25 protein-coding genes are annotated in these 25951 nt (G+C 60.5%); 13 read left to right on the forward strand and 12 right to left on the reverse strand.

The genetic code is table 11. From position 1 onward, the window contains the following. Window positions 1-11: 11 nt before the first annotated feature. The 3 genes from cysT to AGR2A_RS05600 are packed head-to-tail and all read left to right on the forward strand — an operon-like array spanning window position 12 to window position 2786. Window positions 12-869: a sulfate ABC transporter permease subunit CysT gene (gene cysT / locus AGR2A_RS05590; RefSeq protein WP_004440449.1), complete on the forward strand. Its 858-nt coding sequence runs from the start codon at window positions 12-14 to the stop codon at window positions 867-869. Next, window positions 862-1734, forward strand: coding sequence for a sulfate ABC transporter permease subunit CysW (gene cysW / locus AGR2A_RS05595; protein ID WP_022555771.1), 873 nt, complete (start codon window positions 862-864; stop codon window positions 1732-1734). The genes cysT and cysW overlap by 8 nt, the downstream gene beginning before the upstream one ends. A gap of 11 nt (window positions 1735-1745) precedes the next feature. Then, entirely contained in the window at window positions 1746-2786 is a 1041-nt protein-coding gene (locus tag AGR2A_RS05600; RefSeq protein WP_006700005.1) for a sulfate/molybdate ABC transporter ATP-binding protein, read from the forward strand. 494 nt (window positions 2787-3280) lie between these two features. On the opposite strand, the gene AGR2A_RS05605 is transcribed toward AGR2A_RS05600, so the two are convergent. The 3 genes from AGR2A_RS05605 to AGR2A_RS05615 form a co-directional block, all read right to left on the reverse strand. Continuing rightward, window positions 3281-4294 carry an NAD(P)H-quinone oxidoreductase gene (locus tag AGR2A_RS05605; RefSeq protein ID WP_072494121.1) on the reverse strand — a complete coding sequence of 338 codons (1014 nt, stop codon included), beginning with the start codon at window positions 4292-4294 and terminating at the stop codon, window positions 3281-3283. 87 nt (window positions 4295-4381) lie between these two features. Next, window positions 4382-6184: a GGDEF domain-containing protein gene (locus tag AGR2A_RS05610; RefSeq protein ID WP_072494122.1), complete on the reverse strand. Its 1803-nt coding sequence runs from the start codon at window positions 6182-6184 to the stop codon at window positions 4382-4384. Window positions 6185-6352: 168 nt separating this feature from the next. Then, entirely contained in the window at window positions 6353-6589 is a 237-nt protein-coding gene (locus tag AGR2A_RS05615; RefSeq protein ID WP_072494123.1) for a ribbon-helix-helix domain-containing protein, read from the reverse strand. 370 nt (window positions 6590-6959) lie between these two features. Here AGR2A_RS05615 and betI point away from each other — a divergent pair, with 370 nt between their 5' ends. The 3 genes from betI (at window position 6960) to betA (ending at window position 10955) form a co-directional block, all read left to right on the forward strand. Beyond that, on the forward strand, window positions 6960-7580 hold the full coding sequence (gene betI / locus AGR2A_RS05620) for a transcriptional regulator BetI (protein ID WP_072494124.1): 621 nt from the start codon (window positions 6960-6962) through the stop codon (window positions 7578-7580). An 11-nt stretch (window positions 7581-7591) separates the two neighbouring features. Beyond that, window positions 7592-9073 carry a betaine-aldehyde dehydrogenase gene (gene betB, locus AGR2A_RS05625; protein WP_072494125.1) on the forward strand — a complete coding sequence of 494 codons (1482 nt, stop codon included), beginning with the start codon at window positions 7592-7594 and terminating at the stop codon, window positions 9071-9073. Window positions 9074-9305: 232 nt separating this feature from the next. Then, on the forward strand, window positions 9306-10955 hold the full coding sequence (gene betA / locus AGR2A_RS05630) for a choline dehydrogenase (RefSeq protein WP_072494126.1): 1650 nt from the start codon (window positions 9306-9308) through the stop codon (window positions 10953-10955). 2 nt (window positions 10956-10957) lie between these two features. Here the strand turns inward: betA and AGR2A_RS05635 are convergent, their stop codons facing one another. Together AGR2A_RS05635 and AGR2A_RS05640 are read right to left on the reverse strand one after the other, a co-directional pair. Then, entirely contained in the window at window positions 10958-11257 is a 300-nt protein-coding gene (locus AGR2A_RS05635) for a type II toxin-antitoxin system RelE/ParE family toxin (protein WP_072494127.1), read from the reverse strand. Next, entirely contained in the window at window positions 11254-11526 is a 273-nt protein-coding gene (locus AGR2A_RS05640) for a YlcI/YnfO family protein (RefSeq protein ID WP_022555781.1), read from the reverse strand. Before AGR2A_RS05640 ends, AGR2A_RS05635 begins: the two co-directional genes overlap by 4 nt. Window positions 11527-11671: 145 nt before the next feature. On the opposite strand from AGR2A_RS05640, the gene AGR2A_RS05645 reads away from it, so the two are divergent. Beyond that, window positions 11672-13015 carry a chloride channel protein gene (locus tag AGR2A_RS05645; protein WP_072494128.1) on the forward strand — a complete coding sequence of 448 codons (1344 nt, stop codon included), beginning with the start codon at window positions 11672-11674 and terminating at the stop codon, window positions 13013-13015. Between the two features lie 4 nt (window positions 13016-13019). Here the strand turns inward: AGR2A_RS05645 and AGR2A_RS05650 are convergent, their stop codons facing one another. After that, a complete protein-coding gene (locus AGR2A_RS05650; protein WP_072494882.1) occupies window positions 13020-13772 on the reverse strand; it encodes a DUF3750 domain-containing protein in 753 nt (250 codons plus the stop codon). A gap of 73 nt (window positions 13773-13845) precedes the next feature. Between AGR2A_RS05650 and AGR2A_RS05655 the strand changes: the two genes are divergently transcribed. After that, on the forward strand, window positions 13846-14844 hold the full coding sequence (locus AGR2A_RS05655; RefSeq protein ID WP_072494129.1) for an asparaginase: 999 nt from the start codon (window positions 13846-13848) through the stop codon (window positions 14842-14844). A 134-nt stretch (window positions 14845-14978) separates the two neighbouring features. Further along, window positions 14979-15599, forward strand: a complete 621-nt coding sequence (locus AGR2A_RS05660) for a glutathione S-transferase family protein (RefSeq protein ID WP_072494130.1) — start codon at window positions 14979-14981, stop codon at window positions 15597-15599. 150 nt (window positions 15600-15749) lie between these two features. On the opposite strand, the gene AGR2A_RS05665 is transcribed toward AGR2A_RS05660, so the two are convergent. Both AGR2A_RS05665 and AGR2A_RS05670 read right to left on the reverse strand, forming a co-directional pair. Further along, window positions 15750-16409 carry a glutathione S-transferase family protein gene (locus tag AGR2A_RS05665; protein ID WP_004440482.1) on the reverse strand — a complete coding sequence of 220 codons (660 nt, stop codon included), beginning with the start codon at window positions 16407-16409 and terminating at the stop codon, window positions 15750-15752. Between the two features lie 82 nt (window positions 16410-16491). Then, window positions 16492-17007 carry a MarR family winged helix-turn-helix transcriptional regulator gene (locus AGR2A_RS05670; protein ID WP_006700016.1) on the reverse strand — a complete coding sequence of 172 codons (516 nt, stop codon included), beginning with the start codon at window positions 17005-17007 and terminating at the stop codon, window positions 16492-16494. Window positions 17008-17148: 141 nt separating this feature from the next. Here AGR2A_RS05670 and AGR2A_RS05675 point away from each other — a divergent pair, with 141 nt between their 5' ends. Then, on the forward strand, window positions 17149-18678 hold the full coding sequence (locus tag AGR2A_RS05675; RefSeq protein ID WP_006700017.1) for an MDR family MFS transporter: 1530 nt from the start codon (window positions 17149-17151) through the stop codon (window positions 18676-18678). Between the two features lie 29 nt (window positions 18679-18707). On the opposite strand, the gene AGR2A_RS05680 is transcribed toward AGR2A_RS05675, so the two are convergent. Together AGR2A_RS05680 and AGR2A_RS05685 are read right to left on the reverse strand one after the other, a co-directional pair. After that, complete coding sequence (locus AGR2A_RS05680) at window positions 18708-19007, reverse strand: addiction module antidote protein (protein WP_072494131.1); 300 nt, start codon at window positions 19005-19007, stop codon at window positions 18708-18710. Then, window positions 18988-19305, reverse strand: coding sequence for a type II toxin-antitoxin system RelE/ParE family toxin (locus AGR2A_RS05685; RefSeq protein WP_072494132.1), 318 nt, complete (start codon window positions 19303-19305; stop codon window positions 18988-18990). Before AGR2A_RS05685 ends, AGR2A_RS05680 begins: the two co-directional genes overlap by 20 nt. 238 nt (window positions 19306-19543) lie before the next feature. Here AGR2A_RS05685 and AGR2A_RS05690 point away from each other — a divergent pair, with 238 nt between their 5' ends. The 3 genes from AGR2A_RS05690 (at window position 19544) to AGR2A_RS05700 (ending at window position 23318) form a co-directional block, all read left to right on the forward strand. Next, complete coding sequence (locus tag AGR2A_RS05690) at window positions 19544-20554, forward strand: ligase-associated DNA damage response exonuclease (protein WP_072494883.1); 1011 nt, start codon at window positions 19544-19546, stop codon at window positions 20552-20554. Window position 20555: 1 nt separating this feature from the next. Continuing rightward, on the forward strand, window positions 20556-22181 hold the full coding sequence (locus AGR2A_RS05695) for a cisplatin damage response ATP-dependent DNA ligase (protein WP_072494133.1): 1626 nt from the start codon (window positions 20556-20558) through the stop codon (window positions 22179-22181). Window positions 22182-22352: 171 nt separating this feature from the next. Further along, a complete protein-coding gene (locus tag AGR2A_RS05700) occupies window positions 22353-23318 on the forward strand; it encodes an alpha/beta hydrolase family protein (RefSeq protein ID WP_022555787.1) in 966 nt (321 codons plus the stop codon). A gap of 85 nt (window positions 23319-23403) precedes the next feature. Here the strand turns inward: AGR2A_RS05700 and AGR2A_RS05705 are convergent, their stop codons facing one another. Next, window positions 23404-24186, reverse strand: coding sequence for a glycosyltransferase family 32 protein (locus AGR2A_RS05705; protein ID WP_072494134.1), 783 nt, complete (start codon window positions 24184-24186; stop codon window positions 23404-23406). 153 nt (window positions 24187-24339) lie between these two features. After that, a partial coding sequence (locus AGR2A_RS05710) for a heavy metal translocating P-type ATPase (protein ID WP_080822491.1) occupies window positions 24340-25951 on the reverse strand: 1612 nt, incomplete at its 5' end.

Genomic DNA, 25951 nt, shown 5'->3' on the forward strand with positions numbered 1-25951 from the left:
CCGGAGCCTTGATGAGCAATAATATTTCCGGAAGCAGGTGGAGGTGGCGGCAGTCGAGCGTCATACCGGGCTTCGGCCTGACGTTTGGTTACACCGTCACCTATCTGTTTCTCATCATTCTTATTCCGCTTGGCGGCCTTATCTGGTCCACGGCGAAACTCGGTTTTGCAGATTTCATTGCGATTGCCACGGATAGCCGTACGCTGAATGCGTTGCGCGTCAGTTTTGGCACGGCATTCCTCGCCGCATTGGTCAATGTGGTCTTCGGCGTCATCGTCGCCTGGGTTCTCACACGTTACCGCTTTCCCGGTCGCCGCTTCGTGGATGCCATCGTGGACCTTCCCTTTGCGCTTCCAACGGCGGTCGCGGGCATTGCGTTGACGGCGCTTTACGCCAATCGCGGCTGGGTCGGTTCGCTGTTTGAGCCCTATGGCATCAAGATTGCGTTCACGCCGACCGGTATCGTCATCGCGCTGATCTTCATCGGTCTGCCCTTCGTCGTCCGCACCGTGCAGCCGGTGATGGAGGAGATCGACCGGCAGGTGGAGGAGGTGGCGGCAACGCTCGGCGCGAACCGTTTCCAGACCATCACCCGCATTCTGTTGCCGAGCCTCACCCCCGCCATTCTCACAGGTTTTGCGCTCGCTTTTGCGCGCGGTGTTGGCGAATACGGCTCCGTCATCTTCATTGCCGGCAATATTCCCTACGTCTCGGAAATCGCGCCGCTCCTCATCGTTATCAGGCTGGAGGAGTTCAATTATGCGGCTGCGACCGGCATTGCCACCATCATGCTGATCATTTCCTTTGCCATGCTGTTCCTCATCAATCTCATTCAGGCCTGGAGCCGCAAGAGGTACGGTTATGTCTGAGACTGTTTCCCGCACCACGCCGCGTCCGTTCCGCGATCCCGCCAGCGAAAGCCTGCCAGCGCGGCTGGCACTGATCGCCATCGCCTTCGTCTTCCTCGCCGCATTTCTCGTCCTGCCCCTGGTTTCGGTCTTCTTCGAAGCCTTCCGCAAGGGCACGGAAAGCTTCTGGGAGGCGATTTTCGAGCCGGATGCGCTTTCCGCCATTCGCCTGACGCTGCTCGTCGCCGCTATTTCGGTGCCGCTCAACCTCATTTTTGGAGTAGCGGCCGCCTGGGCCATCGCGAAATTCGAGTTCAAGGGCAAGGCATTCCTGATCACGCTGATCGACCTGCCATTCTCGATCTCTCCGGTCATATCAGGTCTGGTCTACGTCATCCTGTTTTCCTCGCACAGCGTGCTCGGCCCATGGCTGAAGAGTTACGGCATCGAGATCCTCTTTGCGGTGCCGGGCATCGTGCTCGCCACCATCTTCGTCACCTTTCCCTTTGTCGCGCGCGAGTTGATCCCGCTGATGCAGGATCAGGGCAATGGTGACGAGGAGGCGGCGATTTCGCTTGGCGCATCCGGCTGGCAGACCTTCTGGTACGTCACGCTGCCGAACATCAAATGGGGCCTGCTTTATGGCGTGCTACTCTGCAACGCCCGCGCCATGGGCGAGTTCGGCGCCGTCTCGGTGGTGTCAGGCCATATTCGCGGCGAGACCAACACCATGCCGCTGCATGTCGAGATACTCTATAATGAGTACAATATCGGCGCATCCTTCGCCGTTGCGACGCTGCTTGCCGGTCTGGCTCTGGTGACCCTCGTTCTCAAAACCATTCTCGAAATACGCTTTGGCGCGGGCAACGCAGCCGGCAAGCATTGAAAGGCATCTTCATGGAAGTGAAAGTTTCCGGCATCACCAAGCAGTTTGATCGCTTTCCGGCGCTGAACGACGTATCGCTCAACATTCGCTCGGGCGAGCTGATCGCGCTGCTTGGTCCTTCCGGTTCCGGCAAGACGACGCTGCTGCGTCTGATTGCCGGTCTCGAGCAGCCGACGACGGGCCAGATTTTCTTCGGCGACGAAGACGCCTCGCACCGCACCGTGCAGGAGCGCAATGTCGGTTTCGTTTTCCAGCATTACGCGCTGTTTCGCCACATGACGGTGGCAGACAACATTGCTTTCGGCTTGAAGGTGCGACCCTCCGCCAAGCGTCCGCCAAAAGCGGAAATCCGCAAGCGCGTGTCCGAGCTTCTCGACATGGTGCACCTTTCCGGGCTTGAAAAACGCTACCCCTCGCAGCTCTCGGGTGGCCAGCGCCAGCGGGTGGCGCTCGCCCGCGCCGTCGCCATCGAACCGAAGGTGCTGCTTCTCGATGAACCCTTCGGTGCGCTGGATGCCAAGGTGCGCAAGGAGTTGCGCCGCTGGCTGCGTGAATTCCACGACCGCACCGGCCACACCACCGTCTTCGTCACCCACGATCAGGAAGAGGCGCTGGAACTGGCGGACCGCGTCGTCGTCATGAGCCAGGGCAAGATCGAGCAGGTCGGCACCGCCGATGACGTCTACGACACGCCGAACTCGCCCTTCGTCTTCTCTTTCATCGGCGAATCCTCCAGCCTGCCGGTCACCATCCGTGATGGCCATGTGCTGTTCCAGGGCGAAAGCATCGGCGTAAACGAAAGCGGCGCAGGCGAGGGCGAATTGTTCTTCCGGCCGGAAGACGTGGTGCTGACGGATGAAAAGGACGCGCTTTACGGCAAGGTCACCACCTGTCGCCGCCTGGCCGGCACCCGCATCGCCGAAATCGACATCGCCAATAACGGCCATGAACCCTACCACCTCGAAATCGAAGTGCCGCTCAACGCCGCCGTGGCGGTGGGTGCCGAACTGCGATTCCGCCCGACGCGGTGGAAGGTGTTCGGGAAGAAATAAGGAAGAGGTGACCGCATTTGACGGTCGATGATTTGTCGCTTTCTAACGCGCGCCACGTTTACTCCGATTCCACCTTACACCACGGTTGAAATCATCGACGGTTCTGGGTGTCGTTACCCCCCTCTGTCCTGCCGGACATCTCCCCCTCAAGGGGGGAGATCGGCAGGAGGCTTTCTTGCCACTTCATTTCCAACCGTCGAGATGCGCGGGATAGTCGAAGCAATAAGCAAAAACGGAAAAGGGCCGCCTGAGCGACCCTTCCATGAGTTTGGTCCTGTTTACAGACCCGGGACTGTTTCTCAACGTTCCGAAGGCAGAAGAGGTTTACAACGAGGGCTGCCCCGTCGAAAACACACCCTTTCCATTGCCTGCACCAGAGACCGAAATCTCACTAGACATTGGATCACCTCCTTCCGATACGTTGAACATAACTAGAAGGTAGTACGATTCGTGAGTAATGCAAGAGGGCTAACTGAGAACTTACTCTGCAGCACCTAGTCGACCCGCATCACGATCTTGCCGATATGGCTGCTGCTTTCCATCAGCCGGTGCGCTTCCGCAACCTCATCCAGTGTGAAGACGCGGTTGATGACCGGTGCGACCTGGCCGCTTTCGATCAGCGGCCAGACCTGATCCACGAGATCGTCACGGATGGCGCGTTTCTCGTCCGCCGTGCGCGGGCGCATGGTGGAGCCGGTGACGGTCAGGCGCTTGACCATGATCGGCGTGAGGTTGACCTTGTCGGCCACGGCGCCCCCCAGGAAGGCGATGATGGACAGGCAACCATCCTTGGCCAGCGCCGCAAGGTTCTTTTCGAAATAAGCAGCACCGATCATGTCGAGAACGACATCGACGCCCTTGCCGCCGGTTTCGGATTTCACGACTTCGGCGAAATCCTCGTCGCGGTAATTGATCGCCCGTTTGGCGCCGAGCTTCACACAGGCCTCGCATTTTTCCGCAGAGCCCGCCGTGGCATAAACTTCCGCGCCGAATGCTTTGGCAAGCTGGATCGCCGTCGTGCCGATGCCGCTGGTGCCGCCGTGGATGAGCACGGTTTCACCTTCGGTCAGGCCCGCCATCTGGAAGAGATTGGCCCAGACGGTGAAGAAGGTTTCCGGCAAGGCTGCGGCTTTGACGGCGTCGTAACCTTTGGGAAAGGGCAGGGCCTGCCCAGCGGGAACGGCGCAATATTGTGCATAACCCCCGCCATTGGCGAGCGCGCAGACCCTGTCGCCAAGATTGAATTCATCGACGCCTTCGCCAAGCGCAACAACCTCTCCGGCGATCTCAAGGCCGAGGATCGGACTTGCATCCTTCGGTGGCGGATAGGTGCCCTGGCGCTGCGCGACATCCGGCCGGTTGACGCCTGCTGCCTCGACCTTCACCAGAACCTCGCCTTTCGCGGGCTTCGGCAAAGGCGCTTGCGAAAGACGCATCACTTCCGGACCGCCATGGGAGGGAAGGTCGATGAAACGCATTTTTTCGGGCAGGGTTTTGGGGTCGGGCATGGTCAGGGGCAACTCCTCACTATCGGCGTCGCCTGAAGATGTAGGTCAGAAGCGCCGCTTAGGGAAGAAGGCCGTTTGTCACCGGTGTCAATTTGTCTCGCCGAAGACCCGGATGACGAGGCCGCTGTCATTTTCCTTCGCAGCCGCCTTAACGCCCGCGATCTCGCTGCCGATGCGCTCGGGATTGGCGATGATCAATCCTTTGGGCAAGCTCAGAACGCCAATGGAACAGCGCAGAAGCGCGAAGTCCCGCTCATTGCCGTGCCGGTCCTGGCCCTTCATGCAGCCCGCCTCGCGATCCTCGGCCGAATACAGTTCCGCGACATCGTCGTGGAAATCGCTGAGCAGCCGCTCGAGTATTTCCGTCAGGTCCTCCACCGCCCAGTCGCGCACGCCGATGAAGAAGTCATCACCGCCAATATGTCCGAGGAAGCAGTCGCCGGCAAAGAAGTAACGGCGCATCAGGGCCGAAAACAGGGTGATGGCGTGGTCGCCGGCGTTGAAGCCGTATTTGTCATTGAAGGGTTTGAAATTGTCGAAGTCGCAGTAGCAGAAGAAACGTGTCTCGTCGCCGTCGCTGCAGCGGTCGGCGATGAAGCCGCCAATCGCGCGGTTGCCCGGCAGTGCCGTCAGCGGGTTCTGGTCCTGTGCCATCTTCAGCTGTTTTTCATTGATGACCTTGATCAGCGAAGCAGCCGAAACGATACCGGCATAACGCATGTTTTCGGTGAGGATAATGCAGGCGCTGCCGCCCATGCTGGCAAACATGTTCATCAACTGGTCGGCATCGGCATCGAGACCGACGATCGGCGCGGCGTCGACGAAATGGGAGATGGTGCGCTCATAGATCTTGTTCTTGAGCAGGTCACGGCCAAAGGGTCGGTAGATATATTCCTTGAGATGATATTCGTTGATGACGCCGCGCGGTTCGCCGTTGGCATTGAGAACCGGAAAAAACGCCTGCTGCGGGTTTCTCCGGAAGAGCTCGAAGACGCTGTCGACGCTGTCATGTTCGAAGACGGTGGGAAGTCGTTCGATTTCACGGCGGATCAGGATTTCATCCAGAGTCTGGCTGTTGCGCCGCGCCACGCCGATGCGGTTGATGTGGGGAAAGCTCTCCGGCAACTCGCTGGTGAAGACCGTTGGCCTGGCGATCAGCCAGCCCTGCACTAGGTCGACGCCGAATTCGCGACACGTCAGGAACTCCGCTTCTGTTTCAATGCCCTCGGCAATGACCCGCACCCCCAGAACATGGGCAATATTGACGATGCTGCGGACAAGATGCTGCTTGCGCGGCAGATGATCGACGCCGGTGATGAAGTGACGGTCGATCTTCAGATAGTCCAGCGGAAAATCGCACAGAAGCTTCATCTCCCCGTGTCCCGCGCCAAAATCGTCGATCGCCAGCTTGAAGCCCTCTTTCCGCATGCGGGCAATCAGCGTCGTGAATTGGGGGACGCTTGTATTGTCGAAGCGTTCGGAAAGCTCGAAGCAGATGGAGGAGGGGGGAATACCCGCGCGCGCCAGATGGCCCACAAGCTTGTCGAGAATGGCGTCGCCCTGCGCGATCAGCCGCACATCGAGGTTGAGAAACAGGGTGGCGGAGGAGAAGTCAGGCAGGGTGGAGAATTTCGCCAGCGCGCGGCTCGCCAGCATCTGCTCGAAAGCCTTGAGTTCGCCGCCCTGCGCCGCCTGGTCGAGAAGCGCCAGCGGATCGGAAAAACCGAGCCGGTCGTGGCCGCGCATCAGTGATTCATAACCGAAAATAGTGCCCGTCGTCGCCTCGACGATCGGCTGAAACGCGGTTTCCAGCACGAGCTTCGCCATGGGAAACATGTGCCCGGAGGCAAATCGCCTTACGGCATCGTTTTCCAGCGTAACGGCCTGCATTTCTGTTCTCCGCTATTACGGCTTTCCTTCCGTGGCTGAGGTAAGGAGAGCCTTTCTCTTTTGCGGCGAACAATCGCAGATTACAGGTCAACAAAAGCTTTCACGTCTGTGAAGCTTTGATGAACGTTTTGTTGCAACCCCCTTGATATATGGGGTAGTAGCCGGGCCTCACGCCTGGCGGACATGTCCTGAGTGCGCGGCGTAGAGATCGGCCACGTTCACCCGCTCCCGGTCGGCTTCCACGGGTTCCCTGGACTTCGCGCCCATACCGTGTGCGCCAGACGCCGCCCATAATCGCAGCGCTTCCCTGACGACCTCGCTACCGGATGCATAAGCCCCGCAATTGACGGCTTCGCGCATTCTCGCTGCCTGTTCCGGGGAAATCGATACTGTCACCATTGGCATGATATCACTCCCTTCTTTAAACACTGCGAACGGTCATTCGATGCCCGGATGGGTATCGGCTGCCGTCGTGGTCTAGGGCGGGCGTTTTTATTGTCTTTCGTCTGGTGCCGCTTCCAGCGAAATTTGTATCAGCTGGGATATTAGCACGGAACGTGTTCCATTCCCAATTCGCAGTATATCACGGTTTAGTTTTTCCCCCGTGACCGCGCCGGGAGCATGAAGATGATCCCCACGCGCCGGCCATTGCCGAAACCAGGGTCGGTCCGATGAGAAAGAATTGATTTACAGCAAAATAGCGACACGGAATGGCGCATTTTTTATTGATTGATCAGTCAATCAAGAATATTTTGCCGCCCTCAAGGAGATCGTCATGCCCAAGGTCGGAATGGAGCCTCTGCGCCGAAAAGCGCTCGTGGATGCGGCGCTGCGCACCATAGGCCACCATGGCTCGTTGAATGTGACAATGTCTGACATCGCCCGGGAAGCGGGGGTGTCGGCGGCGCTTGCGCATCATTATTTCGGCAGCAAGCAGCAGCTCCTGCTGGAGACCATTCGCAGCCTGCTGCGTGATCTCAGGCGTGATGCGGTGGCGGCGCTGACCCGTGCTTCCGGCCCGCGCGAAAGGCTGAGCGCCATCGTCCATGTCTCCTTCCAGAGCGACCAGTTCACGCCCGAAACGGTGGCGGCATGGCTTGCCTTTTACGTTGAGGCGCAGCGCTCGGAAGAAACCCGCCGGCTGCTGGTGATTTATTCCCGCCGCCTGCGCTCCAACCTCATGGCAAGCCTCAACCGGCTCTGCCCGCCCGATGATGCCGCACGCATTGCAGAAGGGGCCGCAGCCCTCATCGACGGGCTTTATATCAGGCACAGCCTGCGTTCCGCCCCGCTCGGCCTCGCCTCTGCACCGGCGCTGGTCGAGGATTATTTCGACATGCAGCTCAGATCTTTTCCCGATGGACAGCGCGCCAAGCCGTCCATCCGCATTCTCTAGGAGACTTCGACATGACCATCGCCACGCCACTCAGGGCGCAGCCGAAAGCCTCGCATTTCATCGACGGCGATTATGTCGAGGATAATACAGGCACGCCATTCGAGAGCATCTACCCCGCAACCGGCGAGATCATCGCCCGGCTTCACGCCGCAACGCCGGCGATTGTCGAGCGTGCCATCGCCTCGGCCAAGCGCGCCCAGAAGGAATGGGCGGCAATGAGCCCCATGGCGCGTGGCCGCATCCTCAAACGCGCCGCCGATATCATGCGCGAACGCAATGAGGCGCTTTCGACGCTGGAAACGCTGGATACCGGCAAGCCCATTCAGGAAACCATCGTCGCCGATCCGACCTCGGGTGCGGATGCCTTCGAATTTTTCGGCGGTATCGCCCCTTCCGCATTGAATGGCGATTACATCCCGCTCGGCGGCGATTTCGCCTATACGAAACGTGTGCCGCTCGGCGTCTGCGTCGGCATTGGCGCGTGGAACTATCCGCAGCAGATCGCCTGCTGGAAGGCCGCGCCTGCGCTCGTCGCCGGCAATGCCATGGTCTTCAAGCCTTCGGAAAACACCCCGCTCGGCGCGCTGAAGATTGCTGAAATCCTTATCGAAGCGGGTCTTCCCAAAGGCTTGTTCAATGTCATTCAGGGGGATCGTGATACGGGGCCGCTGCTCGTCAATCACCCGGATGTGGCGAAGGTCTCGCTCACCGGCTCGGTGCCGACCGGCCGCAAGGTGGCCGCCGCTGCCGCCGGGCATCTGAAGCATGTCACGATGGAACTCGGCGGCAAGTCGCCGCTGATCGTCTTCGATGATGCCGATATCGAAAGCGCCGTCGGCGGTGCGATGCTCGGCAATTTCTACTCCTCCGGGCAGGTGTGCTCCAACGGAACGCGTGTCTTCGTGCAGAAAAAGGCGAAGGCCCGCTTCCTCGAAAACCTGAAAAGCCGCACGGAAGCAATGATCCTTGGCGATCCCCTTGACTACGCCACCCATCTCGGCCCGCTGGTCTCCAAGGCCCAGCAGGAGAAGGTTCTCGGTTTAATCGAAAAGGGCAAGGCGGAAGGTGCGACGCTCATCACCGGCGGCGGCATCCCCAACAATGTCGCGGGTGAGGGCGCCTACGTTCAGCCCACGGTGTTCGCTGACGTGACCGACGACATGACGATCGCCCGCGAGGAAATCTTCGGGCCCGTCATGTGTGTGCTGGATTTTGATGACGAGGAAGAGGTTCTCGCCCGCGCCAACGCCACCGAATTCGGGCTGGCCGGCGGCGTCTTCACCGCCGATCTCGCCCGCGCCCACCGCGTGGTGGATCAGCTGGAGGCGGGCACGCTGTGGATCAATACGTACAATCTCTGCCCGGTGGAAATCCCCTTCGGCGGCTCCAAGCAATCCGGCTTCGGCCGCGAGAATTCGGCGGCGGCGCTGGAGCATTATAGCGAGTTGAAGACGGTTTATGTGAGCACGGGGAAGGTGGACGCGCCTTATTAAACGGTGGTGGTTGGGGCTTCACCCCCCTCTGTCCTGCCGGACATCTCCCCCACAAGGGGGGAGATCGACGTGAGGCGAGGTCCCGCCCACCTCCAAGTTTGCGAATGGAGCGGTGGTAGCGCCGCTGGCCGATCTCCCCCCTTGAGGGGGAGATGCCCGGCAGGGCAGAGGGGGGTAACCCACCCTCTGACAGTCAATTGATCGGAACAACCGCTCATCGGAGAGAGCAACAATGCAAGCAGATTACGTCATCGTCGGCTCCGGCTCCGCAGGGTCCGCCATCGCCTACCGCCTGTCGGAAGATGGTCGCTATTCCGTCATCGTCATCGAGGCCGGCGGTTCCGATTTCGGCCCCTTCATCCAGATGCCGGCGGCTCTCGCCTGGCCGATGAGCATGAAGCGCTACAATTGGGGTTATCTCTCCGAACCCGAGCCCAATCTCAACAATCGCCGCATCACCGCCCCGCGTGGCAAGGTCATCGGCGGTTCGTCCTCCATCAACGGCCTCGTTTACGTCCGCGGCCATGCCGAGGATTTCAATCGCTGGGAAGAGCTTGGCGCGCAGGGTTGGGCCTATGCGGATGTGCTGCCTTATTTCAAGCGCATGGAACATAGCCATGGCGGCGAGGAAGGCTGGCGTGGCACGGATGGGCCGCTGCATGTGCAGCGCGGGCCGGTCAATAACCCCCTGTTTCACGCCTTCATTCAGGCCGGCGCCCAAGCGGGGTTTGAACTGACGGATGACTATAACGGCTCCAAACAGGAAGGTTTCGGCCTGATGGAGCAGACCATTCACAATGGCCGTCGCTGGTCCGCCGCCAATGCCTATCTCAAACCGGCGCTGAAGCGCGGCAATGTCACGCTGGTCAACGGTTTTGCCCGCAAGGTGGTCATCGAGAACGGCCGCGCCGTTGGTGTCGAAATCGAGCGCAAGGGTGTGGTGGAGACGATCAAGGCCGGTCGCGAGGTCATCGTCTCGGCCTCCTCCTTCAATTCGCCGAAGCTGCTGATGCTCTCGGGCATCGGCCCCGCCGCCCATCTGAAAGACATGGGCATCGAGGTGAAGGCGGATCGCCCCGGCGTCGGCGCCAATCTCCAGGACCATATGGAGTTTTATTTCCAGCAGGTCTCCACCAAGCCGGTCTCGCTTTATTCGTGGCTTCCGTGGTTCTGGCAGGGTGTGGCCGGTGCGCAATGGCTGCTGTCGAAAGGCGGCCTCGGTGCTTCCAACCAGTTCGAGGCCTGCGCCTTCCTGCGCTCCGCCCCCGGGCTCAAGCAACCTGACATCCAGTATCATTTCTTGCCCGTCGCCATCTCCTATGACGGCAAGGCGGCGGCGAAAAGCCATGGTTTTCAGGCGCATGTCGGCTACAACCTGTCGAAATCGCGCGGCAACGTCACCTTGCGCTCCGCGGATCCCTCAGATGAGCCGGTCATTCGTTTCAACTATATGAGCCACCCCGAGGATTGGGAGAAATTCCGCCACTGCGTGCGCCTCACGCGCGAAATTTTTGGCCAGAAAGCATTCGACGAATTCCGTGGCCCGGAAATCCAGCCCGGTGAAAATATCGAGACCGATGAGCAGATCGATGCCTTCCTGCGCGAGCATCTGGAAAGCGCTTACCATCCCTGCGGCACCTGCCGCATGGGCGACAGAAACGACCCGATGGCGGTTGTCGATCCCGAATGCCGCGTGATCGGTGTCGAGGGCCTGCGCGTAGCAGACAGCTCGATCTTCCCGCACGTGACCTATGGTAATCTCAACGGCCCCTCCATCATGACGGGCGAAAAGGCCGCGGACCACATTCTCGGCAAAACCCCACTGCCGCGCTCCAATCAGGAGCCGTGGTTGAACCCACGCGCGGCTGTCAGCGACCGGTGAGGTCAATGATAATCATCCTCGCGCTGGTGGCGAACGGCGGCAATGGTTACTGTTTCCGGGCCGTCGATGCGGAACAGCACGATATAGCCGGATGACCCGAACGGCACGAGGAGTTCACGTATCAGCCCGTTTTCAGAAGACGCCTTACGGCAACTGAAGGGAAAATCGCTGAGAATCTCTAATCCTGCTCTTATGGCGTGAATGGCCTTCTCGGCCACATTGATGTCGTATGCGATCAGAAAATCATAGATGCGATCGAAATCCGCCAGTGCTTCTTCGGTATAACGAAGCTGATATGTCATTTCCGTTTAGCGGCTTTTGCAGCATCGAGTTTTCTTTGCATCATCGAAAGAACATCGTCGGTGCTATAATAGACGCCAGTGCGCTCCGCTTCCTCAAGCGACGCCAGCCCGCGCGCGATGAACTCCGCCTGCGATTTGCGGATTTGCACCTGCCTGCGGACCGAATCCTCGACAAATGACGATAGCGTTTCGCCGTCCTTCAGCACGCTTTCTGCCGCCTCGCGGAAATCCGCGGTCACACGCAGCGAAGGCAAAGTTGCGGTTTTCATCTTGTCTCTCCGTGCGTTGCATTTGCGATGCAGATGATGTCGCGACGCTCGGTAAAAGTCAAATCCAAAACTTGCAAAGCTCGGTCGGCAGGCAGATAAAAGGTCTTTCCGCCTGCCTCTGCCGAAATCACTCATCTGGATCCCCATGCCCGTCGATTATAAGAAGCTGAAAATGCTCCGCCGTTCCCGTGTTGTCTGGGGTTCATGGCGGATTTGGAAGCCAAGGGCGGTTTTCTGGATTGGCGCTATTGCAGTTGGCCTTATCAGCGTCGGTTTCGCTTGGGCAGCGGATCGCGCCCAGCACCTCTTCTTCGCGGCCACGTCCTCAGGCGAATGGGCGTTTCTGCTGCCGCTCATCATCACGCCGCTCGGCTTTACGCTCTGCGCCTGGCTCGCGATCACGGTTTTCCCCAATGCCGGCGGTAGCGGCATTCCGCAGGCCATCGCCGCCCGGCACCTGCGGGATGATGCGGATCGTTCGCGGCTTCTGTCGCTGAAGCTTGCTTTTGGCAAGGTGGTGCTCACCGTCGCCGGTCTGCTCTCCGGCGCGTCGATTGGCCGTGAGGGGCCGACGGTTCAGGTGGGGGCCTCGATCATGCTGCAGGCCGCTCGCTGGGGCGGCATGGCGCAGGCCAAGGGTCTCATCCTAGCCGGTTCGGCCGCGGGCATTGCGGCGGCCTTCAACACGCCGCTCGCAGGCATTGTCTTTGCCATCGAGGAGATGAGTAAGACTTATGAATCCCGCGCCAACGGCCTTGTGCTGACGGCCGTCATCCTGTCGGGCCTTGCATCGCTGGCTCTGGTCGGCAGCTATACCTATTTCGGCACCAGCTCCGTCATGGCGAAAACGACGATGGACTGGCTGCTGGTGCTTGTCTGCGGTGTCGGCGGTGGTGCATTTGGCGCTCTTTTCAGCGCTGGTGCGTTGCGCCTCTCTGCACGTATCCGCCGTTTCGCCCAGACCATGCCCCTGAAGCGAATGCTGGCGGTTGCCGCCGCCTGCGGCCTTGCTTCCGCCATCCTCGGCATCGCAACAAGCGGCGCGACCTTCGGAACCGGTTACGAGCAGGCCCGTGCGGCGATAGAGGGGCAAGCCGCACCGTCGTTCTTCTTCATCGAAAAACTGGCGGCGACTTTCCTTGCCATGATGTCGGGCATCCCCGGCGGCATTTTCGCGCCGTCTCTGTCGGTCGGTGCGGGTTTCGGCAGCACCATGGCGAGCTTGCTCGGCACCAGCATCGGCCTTGGCGCCATCGTCGGCATGGCGGGTTATTTTGCCGGCGTTGTGCAGGCGCCGATGACGGCCTTTGTCATCATCCTCGAAATGACCGGTAATCATGAAGGCGTCATACCCATCATGGCCGCATCGATGCTGGGATATCTGACGTCTCGGCTTTTCTCTCGCGAACCGCTTTATCACGGCCTGTCACGGGTCTTCATCGCCCAGAGCATCCGCGCCAGACGCGCCGCTCAGGCCACTGAAACGTGATGGCTCAAGCCCTGACGCCCGCCACGCCGAAATAACCAAGCCCGGGTATCTTCACGCCCGGCCGGGCGAAATCGATGCCCGCGACAAGACCGAGGAAATTGATCTCGAAGCCGCTGCGCGCACCCGCCGAAATGCCGAACAGGCCGCCGAGCGAAACGCTTGCATCCTTCCAGTCGTCGGCGATGTGGTAAAATGCACCGTCCGGCAGATAGTCGCGGCCGACCGCATCCGGCGGCAGCACGACGCCGAGCTCGGGCACGCTGCGCAGCACATGGGCAACAAAGGTGTTGGAGTTGGGGCCGGGATAGATGCGATAGCCGCCCGGCTTGCCATAGGGATAGTCGGCAATCGCCTTTTCGATCTTGGGGATCAGCTTTTCCGCCTCTACGCCGTGAATGGCCACCACCTGGCGCGGCATGTTGGAATACCAATAGGCGTCCGCCGCATATCCATTATGGCGGATCGGCGTGCCCCAGCCCACCTTGTCATAACGGTCATAGCTCGTAGCGCCCGGCTTTTTCAGCACGACCCAGGCGTGGCTGGCAACCGAGCCCTTGAAGCCGCCGGTCATGGCGGAAAAGACGTAGACGGCGGCTTGCCCGTCGCTCGAAGCCGCCGGCAGCATGCCTGACGATGACCATCTGGCGGCATTCCAGCCGCGCGGATGGTCCTTCATGGCCCACAGTCCGGCCGATGCCAGTGCCGGCAGCAGATAGATGATGGCAATCGCCAGCAGCAGACGTTTTGCAAATTTCACCGGCAGCCCCGTGCATCGAAAAATCAATTGCGGTATCAACAACATAAAATCAGAATTTTTTGAGGCTGAGAGAATGAACAATTCCGTTACCGTCGAAGTCGTCAGGGGCAATCTCGTGGAAAGCCGCCACAGGGGCCTTGCGGTAGTGGTGGATGGCGATGGCGCCGTGCTGTTTTCCACGGGAGATCTGGAACGTGGCATCTTCCCGCGTTCGGCCTGCAAGGCCATGCAGGCCCTGCCGCTGGTGGAAAGCGGTGCCGCGGACGCCTATCAATTCGGCAGCCGCGAGCTGGCGCTTGCCTGTTCGTCCCATTCCGGCGAGGACGCACATGCGGAACTTGCCGCTTCTATGCTCGCCAAGGCGGGCAGGGATGTGGATACGCTGGAATGCGGCGCGCACTGGTCCTCCGACCAGAAAACCATCATCCATCAGGCCCGCACGCTGGAAAAGCCGACGGCGCTTCACAATAATTGCTCCGGTAAACATTCAGGCTTCATCTGCGCCTGCTGTCATACCGGAACGGACCCCAAGGGCTATGTCGGTTATGACCACCCGCTGCAGCAGGAAATCCGCGCGACGATGGAGAGCCTGACGGGTGCTGCGCTGGGTCACGACAATTGCGGCGTGGACGGCTGCTCCATCCCGACCTATGCGGTGCCGCTCAAAGGGCTGGCACATGGTTTCGCAAAGATGGCGACGGGCAGGGGGCTGGAAGCCGGCCGGGCGAGCGCCTCGCGCCGGCTCATGGAGGCCTGCATGGCAGAACCCTTCTATGTGGCAGGCACCGGCCGCGCCTGCACGAAGCTGATGCAGATCGCGCCGGGCAAGATTTTCGCCAAGACCGGCGCGGAAGGCGTCTTCGTCGCCGCCATGCCGGAAAAGGGCATCGCCATGGCGGTGAAATGCGAAGACGGCACGACGCGTGCGGCGGAAGCCATGGTTTCGGCATTGCTCGCCCGCTATTTCGATGAAGGCAGCGCCGAACAACAGGCGCTGAGCGGCATGGCGAACCGGCAGATGCGGAACTGGAACGGCATCCATGTCGGCGATATCAGGGTCGTCGGTCTCTAAATAACCTTTGACGCGGCCGTTTGCCGGCACGATGATGTCGCGCCCCGCACATGACGGCCACCCCATGGCCCTCGCGGGGCGGTGTCCGCATGAGGAAGAAGCGGGCGCTTCATTGCTTTGGAGGTCGCATATCCATGTTCACATTGTTTTTCTCCCCCGGTTCCTGCTCCCGCGCCAGCCATATCGTGCTTGAGGAATCCGGCCTGCCTTACAAGGCCCACCGCGTCAATTTCGCGGAAGGCGAGCAACGCTCCGAGGCATTTTTAAAGATCAATCCCAAGGGCCGCGTGCCGGCACTGGCGACGGAAAGCGGCGTGCTGACGGAGACGCCGGCCATCCTCGCCTTCATCGCCCAGATGGCGCCCGAGAAGAAACTCGCGCCGCTCGACGATCCCTTCGAATTCGCGTTGATGCAGTCCTTCAACGCCTTCATTTCTTCGACGGTGCATGTCGCCCATGCCCACGGCCGGCGCGGCAGTCGCTGGGCGAGCAAGGAGAGCTCGCTTGAGGATATGAAGGCGAAAGTGCCGCAGACCATGGGTGAATGCTTCGAACTGATCGAGCACGGCATGCTGCGTGGCCCATGGGTTCTCGGCACTGCCTATTCCGTGGCCGATCCCTATCTTTTCGTCATGTCCGGATGGCTGGAAAGCGACGGCGTGGATATTGCCCGTTTCCCCAAGGTGCACGACCACTTCCGCCGCATGAACGACCGGCCGGCGGTGCAGCGGGCGCTCGCGGGGGAGAGGGGCTGAAAGGCTCAGTATTTCCGTCATTCCGGCCCTGAGCCGGCATCCAGCCGACGCGCGTCTGCGCGGCGAGAAGGGTTCTTTCAGCCCAAGGACTTGGGCTGGCTGGATGCCGGATCAGGTCCGGCATCACGGAGGGGTAAGGGGCTTAATCGCTCAAGCCGCCTCGGCCGCGCGCGTATCCCACATCGTCTTGAACGCCGTGCGGGCCTGGCAACGATCCAGCCAGGCCTTCAGAGCTGGATGGGCGTCGAACAGCGGCTTGTGGCCCTGTGCGTAACGAACGATTTCCGCCGCGTTGAGATCGGCGACGGTAAAGCGGTCGCCCACCAGATAATCATGACTGGACAGATGCTGCTCCAGCACCCGGAAGGGGCGCTTCAGCAGGCGGCTGGCAACATCGATCACGGCCTTGCCGCTATCACTTTCCGACAGGCCTTCGGCGATGGCGGAGGAAATCTTCAGCGAATTCGTCTCCACTTCGGTCGCGGCAAAGAAGGACCATTGCAGCATCGCCGCATCTTCCTTCAGATCGATCGGCGCAAGCGGTCCGCCATATTTGCGGGCGAGGTAGAGATTGATGGCCATGGATTCGTAAAGCACCATGCCGTCATCCTCGATGCAGGGAATGGTGCCCATCGGGTTGACGGCCAGGAAGTCCGGAGACAGCGTGTTGAGCGGCGCATCCGCAGCCAGCGGATCGGCAAGACGGCGGGCCTGTATCACAGGCACATGCTTGAATTCTATGCCGAGTTCGCCCGCCAGCCATAATGTGCGTGTGGCGCGGGAACGGTAGACACCGTAAATCGTCAACATCGAAATTACCCCTTCAACCTGTCAGATGGCGGCAAGTTACGGTCTAGCCCTCCTAAAGTGAAGCTGTGGATCGCAGCGCCAACTATGATTTTTTCTGATCCGGGAGGAGGTCTGTATCGGGCGAGAGCCGGCATTCGAAACGGTCGATGAACCGCTCGAACAGGCGTGCGAATGTCTCCACATCCTCCGCGGGCCATCCATCCATCACGTCCTCGATGACGCTCATCTTGGTCCGACGCATTTCCTGCAAGAGACTGGTGCCGAGCGGGGTGATCTCTACGATGCTGCGGCGGCCGTCTTCCTGGGAAACGCCGCGTTTCAGCAGGCCGCGTCCCACCATATCCGCCACCACACGGCTGCCGCGTGAGGGATCGATGCGCATACCCTCGGCAATCGCGCCCACGGTCACATCGCCCTCCGCCCGGCGCAGAATGTCGAGCACGTCGATATGGGAAAGTTCGAGACCTGGAGCGAGCCTGGCAAGCGCCATGCGGCCGATGATGCGGCGGCCGATCATGATGCGCATGCGCGTCATCGTATTGCCGATCCGCTTGATGTCCTCGGGCAGATCCTCGTTCCAGTTTTCCTCAGTCGCCACGCTTCATCGTCCCTTTCGATGCTGTTTTCCGATCACGTTTAGCGGCAATAGCACAGATGTCAAAAACTTGCCATTGACATATATATGCTGATAGCACACAAATTGTCACAGCAAATCTGCCTGAAGCCAACGAGATTTTTCATGGATATGTCCACCGCCCCCGTGGCGCCGCTTGTGTCGGATCATCGCCGCAGGCTCATCGTCTTTCTGTTTCTGATGCTGGCCATGTTCATGGCGACCCTCGATAACCAGATCGTATCGACGGCACTGCCCACCATCGTCGGTGAATTCGGCGCGCTGGAGCGTTTCGGCTGGATCGGCTCTGCCTATCTGCTGGCGACCAGCGCAGTCATGCCTGTCTATGGCAAGCTCGGCGATCTGTTCGGCCGGAAATATGTGATGATCGCGGCGGTCGTCATCTTCACGCTTGGTTCGCTCGCCTGCGGGCTGGCATGGTCGATGGATAGTCTGATTGCTGCCCGCGTGTTGCAGGGCCTTGGCGGCGGCGGCATCATGGTATCGATCTTTTCCGTCAATGCGGATCTGTTCGAACCGCGTGAACGCGCCCGTTACCAGAGCTATTCCAGCCTCACCATCATGGCATCGGGCAGTGTCGGCCCGATCCTCGGCGGCACGATGAGTGATCTCTTTGGCTGGCGGTCGATTTTCCTGATCAATCTGCCGCTCGGCATCATCGTTATTGCCGGTCTGGCGCTGATGCTGCCTTACCGACGCCCGGCGCGCCAGCCGAAGATCGATTATCTCGGTGCGGTCCTCTTGGCGGCCACCATTGCCAGCGTGGTCTTCTGGGCGGACAGCAGCGAATTGTTCGGCTCGCTCATCGCAGCCCCCAGCCTCGGCATCATCGCCTTCGCCGTCATCGCCGCTTTCCTCTGGGTGCAGGTGGAGCGCCGCGCGCCGGAACCGGTGGTGCCGCTGCGTCTCTTCAAAGACAGCACCTTTCCGCTTTTGATGATCGTTTCGCTGACCAGCGGCGGCATCGGCATCGGCATGGTCAATTATTATGCCCTGTTCCTGCAGACGACCACCGGCCTTTCCCCCTCCCATGCCGGCCTGTTCTTCATTGCGGTCACCGGCGGCATCGTCATGGGTTCGCTTTCGGCCGGACGGCTGATTTCGATTACCGGCGTCTACAAGCCCTTCTCGGTTGCGGGCCTGACAATCAACGTCATCGCCATGCTGCTCTTCACGCAGATGCATGCGGGAACGCCGCTTTGGCTGATCGCGGTGCTGATGCTGGCGCAGGGTTTCGCAGTCGGCCTCGGCCAGCAGGCTCCGATCATCGGCGTGCAGAATTCAGCACCCAAGGCTGATATCGGTGCGGCGAGCGGCGCGGTAACGCTGACCCGCATGGGTGGTGCTGCCATCGCCATCTCGGTCTATGGCGCCATCGTATCCACAAGCCTCAAGGGTGTGGCGGTGGATATTCCCGGTGTCGGCAAAATCGAGGAATTGACGCCAAAAATCCTCTCGGAACTGCCCGCAGCCTCCCAGGCCGCCGTCGCCTCGCTCTACTCGGATGCGTTCACGCCGCTCTTCTTCGCGGCCGCCGCAACCGCCGCCATCGGCCTTGCCGCGGCGCTGATGCTGAAACCGGTGCGACTGCCGGCGGCGGTTGAGGCGAAGCCGGCGGAAGTGGCGGGGGAGTAGGGCGCGAAGGTCGGTGTGTGAACGCCGCCTTACGCGGCGTTCGATGACTTTTCGACGGCCAGTCGGAAGCCTAGCGAATGCAGGACTTTCTGCACGGTCTCGTAGCGGAGCTTCGAACCGGGCTTAAGTGCCTTATAGAGACTTTCCCGGCCGAGACCTGCGGCATCCGCGACATGCGACATTCCGCGAGCTCTGGCGACCGCGCCAAGGGCGGCGATGAAGACGTCGGGGTTCTCGTCTTCCATCGCCACTGCCAGGTATTCGAGCATGGCTTCATCGCTATCCAGGTAGTCCGACACATCGAATTTGCTAAACTGCGTCACGGTCATTCCTTCCTATTGTTTGCGCCATCTCGACTGCCCGCTTTATGTCCCGCTTCTGCGAGGATTTGTCTCCGCCGACCAGAAGGAAATACACCCTCTTGCCAATGCGTGTGAAATAGACCCGATAACCCGGACCACAGTGGATGCGCATTTCTGAAACACCCCCACCGACCGGCTCGCAATCGCCGAAATTCCCGTGCTCGGCCGCGGTAAGGCGATGAAGAATTCGCGCCTTTCCGGTGCGATCTTTCAAAGCCTTCAGCCATTCGTCGAACTCTGCCGATTTCTCGAAATCGTTCGTCATAGAATGTATCCGATCGGATACGTTTCTGCAAACTCGAATCTCATGATTGTCCTCTAAGTCGGTCTTGCGCTGATGTTGTGTGCAAACCGCGGCGACAACTCGATACAGTCCCGGCTCAAAGCCGAAATGACAGGGAGGCGACCGCAAAACAAAAACGCGCCCATTGGAAATTTAACGCGCGTTCCGCGTTATGCTCGCAGCACTTTAGATTCGCGCGGGCGGCCCTATCTCAATGAACATGAAGCCGGAACAGCTTTTGAATTCAACGCCCAAGGGCCTTTATTGCCCGACGGGTGATTTTTATATCGATCCCGTGCGGCCCGTGGCGCGGGCGCTCATCACCCATGGTCATTCCGATCACGCCCGCGCTGGCCATGGCGCTGTGCTGGCCACGCGCCAGACGCTGGATATCATGCGCATCCGTTATGGTGAGGATTTCTGCGGCAGCGAGCAGGCGGTCGCATTCGGCGAGAGGGTGGAGGTAAACGGCGTCACCGTCGGTTTCCATCCGGCAGGCCATGTTCTGGGTTCGGCGCAGATTTCCGTGGGAATGAACGGTATGCGCATCGTCGCATCCGGCGACTACAAGCGTGGCATCGACCCCACCTGCGCCCCCTTCGAGACGGTGCCCTGCGATGTCTTCATCACCGAAGCCACCTTCGGCCTGCCAGTATTTCACCATCCGCTGCCGCGTGTGGAAACGGCCAAGCTGCTCACCTCCATCAAACAGTTTCCCGAGCGGACGCACCTTGTCGGCGCCTATTCGCTGGGCAAGGCGCAGCGCGTCATCAGGCTCCTGCGCGATAATGGTTATGCCGAGCCGATCTATATCCACGGTGCGCTGGCGCGGCTCTGCGATTATTACGTCTCGCAGGGTATCGATCTCGGGGATCTCAGGCCCGCAACACTGGAAAAAAGCGATCCTTCCGCCTTCAAGGGCGCGATTGTCGTCGGACCGCCCTCGGCGTTTCAGGAGCGCTGGGCGCGCCGCTTCAACGAACCACTGATTGCCTTCGCGTCCGGCTGGATGATGGTGCGGCAGAGGGCAAAGCAGGGCGGTGTGGAATTGCCGCTGGTGATCTCGGACCATTGCGACTGGCCGGAACTGCTGGAGACGATCAAGGAAATTTCCCCGCAGGCCGTCTGGGTCACGCATGGCCGGGAGGAGGCGCTGGTGCGCTGGTGCGAATTGCAGGGCATCGCCGCCAAGCCACTGCATCTCGTTGGTTACGAGGACGAGGGGGATTGAGATGAAAGCCTTCGCCACTCTTCTTGACCGCCTGGTTCTCACCCCGTCGCGCAATGGCAAGCTGAAGCTGCTGACCGATTATTTCCGCGATACGCCCGATCCCGACCGGGGTTACGGGCTGGCGGCCATTGCCGGCACGCTGGACCTCAAGAGCGTCAAACCGGCCCTGCTGCGCGAGCTGGTGCTGGAACGCATGGACGAGGTGTTGTTCCGCTATTCCTATGATTATGTGGGCGATCTCGCCGAAACCATTTCGCTGGTCTGGGGCAATATCGGCGGTGCTGACGATTCAGAGGCACAGGATCCGCGTCTTGGTGAAGTGGTGACACTGATGAATTCGCTTGGCCGTACCGAGGTGCGCGGTGCGGTGCGTGATCTCTTGGATCGGCTCGATACGTCCTCTCGTTTCGCTTTCCTCAAACTTGCCACCGGCAGCCTGCGCATCGGCGTTTCGGCCCGGCTGGCGCGTCAGGCGCTGGCGGATTTTGCGGGGAAAGACATCATCGAGATCGAAACCCTTTGGCACGGACTGGCGCCGCCCTATACGCCGCTTTTCGCGTGGCTCGAGGGTAAGGCGGACCGCCCGGTGCTGGCAACGCCCGCCATCTTCCATTCGGTGATGCTGGCGACGCCGGTGGCGGATGGCGACCTCGATGGGCTGGACCCCGCCGACTACGCGGCGGAATGGAAATGGGACGGTATTCGCGTGCAACTGTCCCGCGCCGGTGGGACACGGAAACTCTACTCCCGTTCAGGCGACGATATTTCAGGCGCCTTCCCTGACGTTCTTGACGCGATCGATTTCGAAGGTGTGATGGATGGTGAGCTGCTGATTGGCGGCACGGCACGGTCCAACAATCTCACCCGAACCTTTTCCGACCTGCAGCAGCGACTGAACCGCAAGACGGTGACGGCGAAGATGCTGGACGACTATCCCGCCTTCATCCGCGCCTATGACCTGCTGTTCGACGGCGAGAGCGATATCCGCGCGCAGACCTATCTGCAGCGTCGCGGCCGGCTGTCTGACATTATCGAACATGCACCGCATGACCGCTTCGACCTCTCGCCGCTGATCGGCTTTTCCAGCTGGCAGGAGCTCGATACGCTACGCGCCGCACCGCCCGATCCGGTCATCGAGGGCGTCATGATCAAGCGCCGCGACAGCACCTATCAGGCCGGGCGCGCCAAAGGCCCCTGGTTCAAGTGGAAACGCGATCCTTACAATATTGACGCCGTCATGATGTATGCCCAGCGTGGCCACGGCAAAAGATCGAGCTATTACTCCGATTTCACCTTCGGTGTCTGGGCGGAGGGGGAGGACGGCGAACAGCTCGTGCCTGTCGGAAAGGCTTATTTCGGTTTCACCGATGCGGAACTGGAGGTGCTGGACAAGTTCGTGCGCGACAATACCGTCGAGCGTTTCGGCCCGGTGCGGGCGGTGCGCGCCACGCCGGATTTCGGTTTCGTGCTTGAAGTTGCCTTCGAAGGCATCAACCGCTCTACCCGCCATAAATCCGGAGTCGCCATGCGGTTCCCCCGCATTGCCCGGCTGCGCGCCGACAAGTTGCCGGCCGAAGCCGACAGGCTTTCAACACTGGTGGCGATGATCGACGGTGCGGAAGGCTAGGGTGGCACGATCGCCTGTTTATTTCCCTGGGCGTCACAGTCGGGGCGAGGCGACGTCCAGAAATTGCCATGATGGCTGCGAATACATTGTTGTCATTCGCGAATCCGTGATTGGACAGCCTCCCGCCGCAGTGCTGAACTGCTAATGCAACCATCCTCGTCAGGTGACCATATGGCAGACAAACGCTTTCTTTCCTCACCCTTCGGACAGGAAGAGAGCGGCACGATCTCGCCGGGCATGACGCGGCGCGGATTGCTCGCTGGCGCAATGGGGCTGTCAGCAGCGGTTATCCTGCCGCCCGCCGTGAAAGCGGGCATTCCGACACCTGAAGTCTTGCCGCTGGAACGGCAGGATTATGCGGAGGCTCGCCGACGTTTCCACACCCACCTGCTGCGCAAGATGGCGGCGCCGGAGAAATCCTCGGCGCTTGGCACACCGCCCGGGGCGGAGCGTGTCACCTATCGTGGCGGGCCGGATGGCTCGATTGAACTTGTCGCCTGGCTCTCCCACTACCAGCCGTCAAAAACACTGAAACCGGCCGTCCTCTTCCTGCATGGCGGCAACGCCACCGGGGATGGCCATTGGGCGCTGATGAAGCCATATTGGGAAGCGGGCTTCGTTGTGCTGCTACCGTCCTTTCGTGGCGAAAACGGCCAGAACGGCAATTATTCAGGCTTCTACGACGAAACCTCGGATGCGCTGGCGGCGGCCACCTATCTTGAAAATCTTCCCGGCATTGACAGAGCTCGCTTCTTCATCGCCGGCCATTCCAACGGCGGCACGCTGACGCTTCTGGCAGCCATGAGCCGTAAATTCCGTGCTGCGGCCCCCATATCCGCTGGCGTCAATTCATGGCGCTATTTCAACCGCTATAGCGAGGAGATCTGTTTCGACGAAACCGACGAACGCGAATTCATCATGCGCTCCTCCGTCTGTTTCGGCCCCAGCCTCAAATGTCCGGCACTGCTGTTGCGCGGCACGGAGGAACGACCTTTCGACGCCGATCACCAGCTTTTTGTGGACCGCGCCCTGACCTCGGGTTTCAGGGTCGACAAGAAGCTGTTGCCCGGCACCCATAACGGCGTGGTGCCGCATGCGGTGGAGGAAAGCATCCGGCTTTTCAACGCCTTCGTCTGAAATGCGAACTGTGCCGCTGTCTAGGAACGTCTGGGGTTGAGGAGCACGTCCGGCCAGACCGCTTCGCACGTTTACCGGAGATGCCCTAGTTCTTGACGATGGACGTCTTGGCTTGCTCCGCCCACCATGCGCCGTCTTTTTTGTCGGCATATTGGGCGCGCTTGTTGGTGAACTGACCCTGCGTGCACATTTCGCGGTAGTTGCGGACCGGAAGCCCCAGTTCCTTGACGACGGCATGCACCACCGTCGGGCCGGTCATGTCATAGACGCTGGCGAGCGTTCCGTCTTCGATATTCCGGGAAATACGGTCGGCCATCAGCCTGAGCGCCGGGTGGCCGGGCCTGGAGGCCATGAAGTAATTCGTGATCTCGCCGCTTTTCATGGCGATGAAAACGGCCTCTTCCTGCGGGTCGATCACATCTTCGGGGCGGGCCGCAAAATTGGAATCGATATCGAGATAGATGCCGCCTTCCTGCAGCAGCACCAGAATACGCCAGAAATCCGCCTTGGCGGCGCCCACCTGCAGGCGACGGAAGGCGTCGGCGTAACGTCCGGGAAAATGCCGGTCGATATAGGCCTGGCACGCCTCGTCATCATGGTAACGATATTCGAATTCCGGCGTCAGCCAGCGGTTGAACAGGAAATTCGCATAGATCGGCGTCGTGACCCGATTGGAGTAATTCGTCTGCCAGATAATGCGAGGGATGGCTTTTTCCGATTTCGGGCTGCGTCTGGCAGGCTGATACTGCGGGAGCGTCTTTCTCCTGCCGGGCCGGATGAACAAATCGATGGAAAAAATGACCTTGGCGATGTTCCCACCGATCTTGATCGCGCGGTACGCGATGCGGTTATAGCCATGCTTTGCCAAGTTCAGCGCTCCTGCGCGTGGAATCGATTGTCACGCACGTGGAAACGGCGGTACGCGGTATTTATTGGACGCAATTAGTTTGTCAATATGCCGTAAATGAGACGGTCGGGCCTCGATGGACGAGACCCGGCCGTCTTGCACGCAAATGGAATGTCAGCCCTTGTTGCGGTTGAAATATCCAAGCAGCCGCATGGCATTGGCGGTCACCAGAACCGTGGCGCCCGTATCGGCAAAGACTGCGAGCCACAGGCCTGAAAGGCCGGTAACTGTTGTGACCAGGAACACCGCCTTCAGGCCGAGCGCAATCGTCACGTTCTGGCGGATATTGCTCATGGTGGCGCGCGAGAGGCCGATGAGGCGGGCGGCGTCGCCGACATTGTTGCGCATCAGCGCCGCATCCGCCGCTTCCATCGCCACGTCCGTGCCCGAGCCGATGGCAACACCGACGCTGGCCGCCGCAAGGGCCGGCGCATCGTTAATGCCGTCACCCACCATGACAACGGTCTTCTTTTCGGCAAGCTTGCGGATTTCCTCAACCTTGTTCTGCGGCAGGAGTTCACCACGCGCCTCAAGGCCAAGCTTGTTGCCGATGGCACGCGCGGTGCGGGCATTGTCACCCGACAGCATCAGCGAGGAAATGCCCATGTCCTTCAGCGCCTTGACGCCTTCGGCCGCGTCCTTGCGCGGCTCGTCGCGCATGGCGAAGAGGCCGCTTGCCGCGCCGCCGGCCATGACGACAGCGACCGTCTTGCCCTCGCTTTCCAGCGCGGAAATGCGATCGGCAAGATCCTTCGAGAGCGTTCCGACTTCAGTCGCAAAGCGCGGTGCGCCGATAAACAGGTCCTTGCCGCCGACATTGCCCTGCATGCCGCGACCGGAAATCGCCTTGATGTTGGAGCCGGGCAGCGGCTTGACGCCGGCCTTTTCGGCATGATTGACGATCGCGCGGGCGAGCGGATGGCTCGACACGTTCTCGATGGTCGCGGCCTGCGCAATCAGCCCGGCCTCGTTGCCATCAACAGTGATCACATCCGTCACGACAGGCTCACCAAGCGTCAGCGTGCCGGTCTTGTCGAAGGCGACGGTTTCGGTGCGCGCCAGCATTTCGATGACCGCGCCGCCCTTCACCAGCATACCGTGGCGTGCCGCAGCCGAAAGGCTGGAGGCGATGGCGGCGGGAACCGAGATGACCAGCGCGCAGGGGCAACCGATCAGGAGCAGCGCGAGACCACGGTAAATCCAGGTATCCCAGTCACCGAGACCGGCGAGCGGCGGCACGATGATGGTCAGCACCGAGATCGCGACGATCAGCGGCATGTAATAACGCGAGAAGCTCTGGATGAAGCGCTCGGTCGGGGCGCGGGCATCCTGTGCTTCCTCGACCAGCGTGATGATGCGGGCAATGGTATTGTCTTCCGGCGCACGGTCGACGCGGATGCGCAGCGAACCGTCATGGTTGATCGAGCCGGCAAAGACGCGGTCGCCCTTGTCCTTGGCGACGGGAATGCTCTCACCCGTCATCGGCGATTCGTCGACGCTGGACTGGCCGTCCATCACAACGCCATCGGCGGCGATGCGGTCACCGGGGCGCGCCACGACCACCTGGCCGATGCGCACCTGATCGGCGGAGACCTGCCGAAGCGCGCCGTTTTCCTCCACCATCGCCGTTTTCGGCAAGAGCGAACCGAGCGCCTTGATGCCAGAGCGGGCGCGGGCAGCGGCAAAGCCTTCCAGCAATTCGCCGACGGAGAACAGCAGCACGACG

This window comes from Agrobacterium genomosp. 2 str. CFBP 5494, assembly GCF_900013495.1.
GTDB classification, from domain to species: Bacteria; Pseudomonadota; Alphaproteobacteria; order Rhizobiales; family Rhizobiaceae; genus Agrobacterium; species Agrobacterium pusense.

Excerpts from the sequence above, each read along its gene's own strand:
- cysT (WP_004440449.1), top strand. The coding sequence starts at position 12 with ATGAGCAATAATATTTCCGGAAGCAGGTGGAGGTGGCGGCAGTCGAGC.
- AGR2A_RS05615 (WP_072494123.1), bottom strand. The coding sequence starts at position 6,589 with ATGCCAATGGTGACAGTATCGATTTCCCCGGAACAGGCAGCGAGAATG.
- AGR2A_RS05640 (WP_022555781.1), bottom strand. The coding sequence starts at position 11,526 with ATGAAAACCGCAACTTTGCCTTCGCTGCGTGTGACCGCGGATTTCCGC.
- AGR2A_RS05690 (WP_072494883.1), top strand. The coding sequence starts at position 19,544 with ATGAAGCCGGAACAGCTTTTGAATTCAACGCCCAAGGGCCTTTATTGC.
- AGR2A_RS05685 (WP_072494132.1), bottom strand. The coding sequence starts at position 19,305 with ATGACGAACGATTTCGAGAAATCGGCAGAGTTCGACGAATGGCTGAAG.
- AGR2A_RS05660 (WP_072494130.1), top strand. The coding sequence starts at position 14,979 with ATGTTCACATTGTTTTTCTCCCCCGGTTCCTGCTCCCGCGCCAGCCAT.
- betA (WP_072494126.1), top strand. The coding sequence starts at position 9,306 with ATGCAAGCAGATTACGTCATCGTCGGCTCCGGCTCCGCAGGGTCCGCC.
- AGR2A_RS05700 (WP_022555787.1), top strand. The coding sequence starts at position 22,353 with ATGGCAGACAAACGCTTTCTTTCCTCACCCTTCGGACAGGAAGAGAGC.
- AGR2A_RS05695 (WP_072494133.1), top strand. The coding sequence starts at position 20,556 with ATGAAAGCCTTCGCCACTCTTCTTGACCGCCTGGTTCTCACCCCGTCG.
- AGR2A_RS05600 (WP_006700005.1), top strand. The coding sequence starts at position 1,746 with ATGGAAGTGAAAGTTTCCGGCATCACCAAGCAGTTTGATCGCTTTCCG.
- AGR2A_RS05610 (WP_072494122.1), bottom strand. The coding sequence starts at position 6,184 with ATGCAGGCCGTTACGCTGGAAAACGATGCCGTAAGGCGATTTGCCTCC.
- AGR2A_RS05680 (WP_072494131.1), bottom strand. The coding sequence starts at position 19,007 with ATGACCGTGACGCAGTTTAGCAAATTCGATGTGTCGGACTACCTGGAT.
- betI (WP_072494124.1), top strand. The coding sequence starts at position 6,960 with ATGCCCAAGGTCGGAATGGAGCCTCTGCGCCGAAAAGCGCTCGTGGAT.
- AGR2A_RS05675 (WP_006700017.1), top strand. The coding sequence starts at position 17,149 with ATGGATATGTCCACCGCCCCCGTGGCGCCGCTTGTGTCGGATCATCGC.
- AGR2A_RS05605 (WP_072494121.1), bottom strand. The coding sequence starts at position 4,294 with ATGCCCGACCCCAAAACCCTGCCCGAAAAAATGCGTTTCATCGACCTT.
- betB (WP_072494125.1), top strand. The coding sequence starts at position 7,592 with ATGACCATCGCCACGCCACTCAGGGCGCAGCCGAAAGCCTCGCATTTC.
- AGR2A_RS05655 (WP_072494129.1), top strand. The coding sequence starts at position 13,846 with ATGAACAATTCCGTTACCGTCGAAGTCGTCAGGGGCAATCTCGTGGAA.
- AGR2A_RS05665 (WP_004440482.1), bottom strand. The coding sequence starts at position 16,409 with ATGTTGACGATTTACGGTGTCTACCGTTCCCGCGCCACACGCACATTA.
- cysW (WP_022555771.1), top strand. The coding sequence starts at position 862 with ATGTCTGAGACTGTTTCCCGCACCACGCCGCGTCCGTTCCGCGATCCC.
- AGR2A_RS05635 (WP_072494127.1), bottom strand. The coding sequence starts at position 11,257 with ATGACATATCAGCTTCGTTATACCGAAGAAGCACTGGCGGATTTCGAT.
- AGR2A_RS05645 (WP_072494128.1), top strand. The coding sequence starts at position 11,672 with ATGCCCGTCGATTATAAGAAGCTGAAAATGCTCCGCCGTTCCCGTGTT.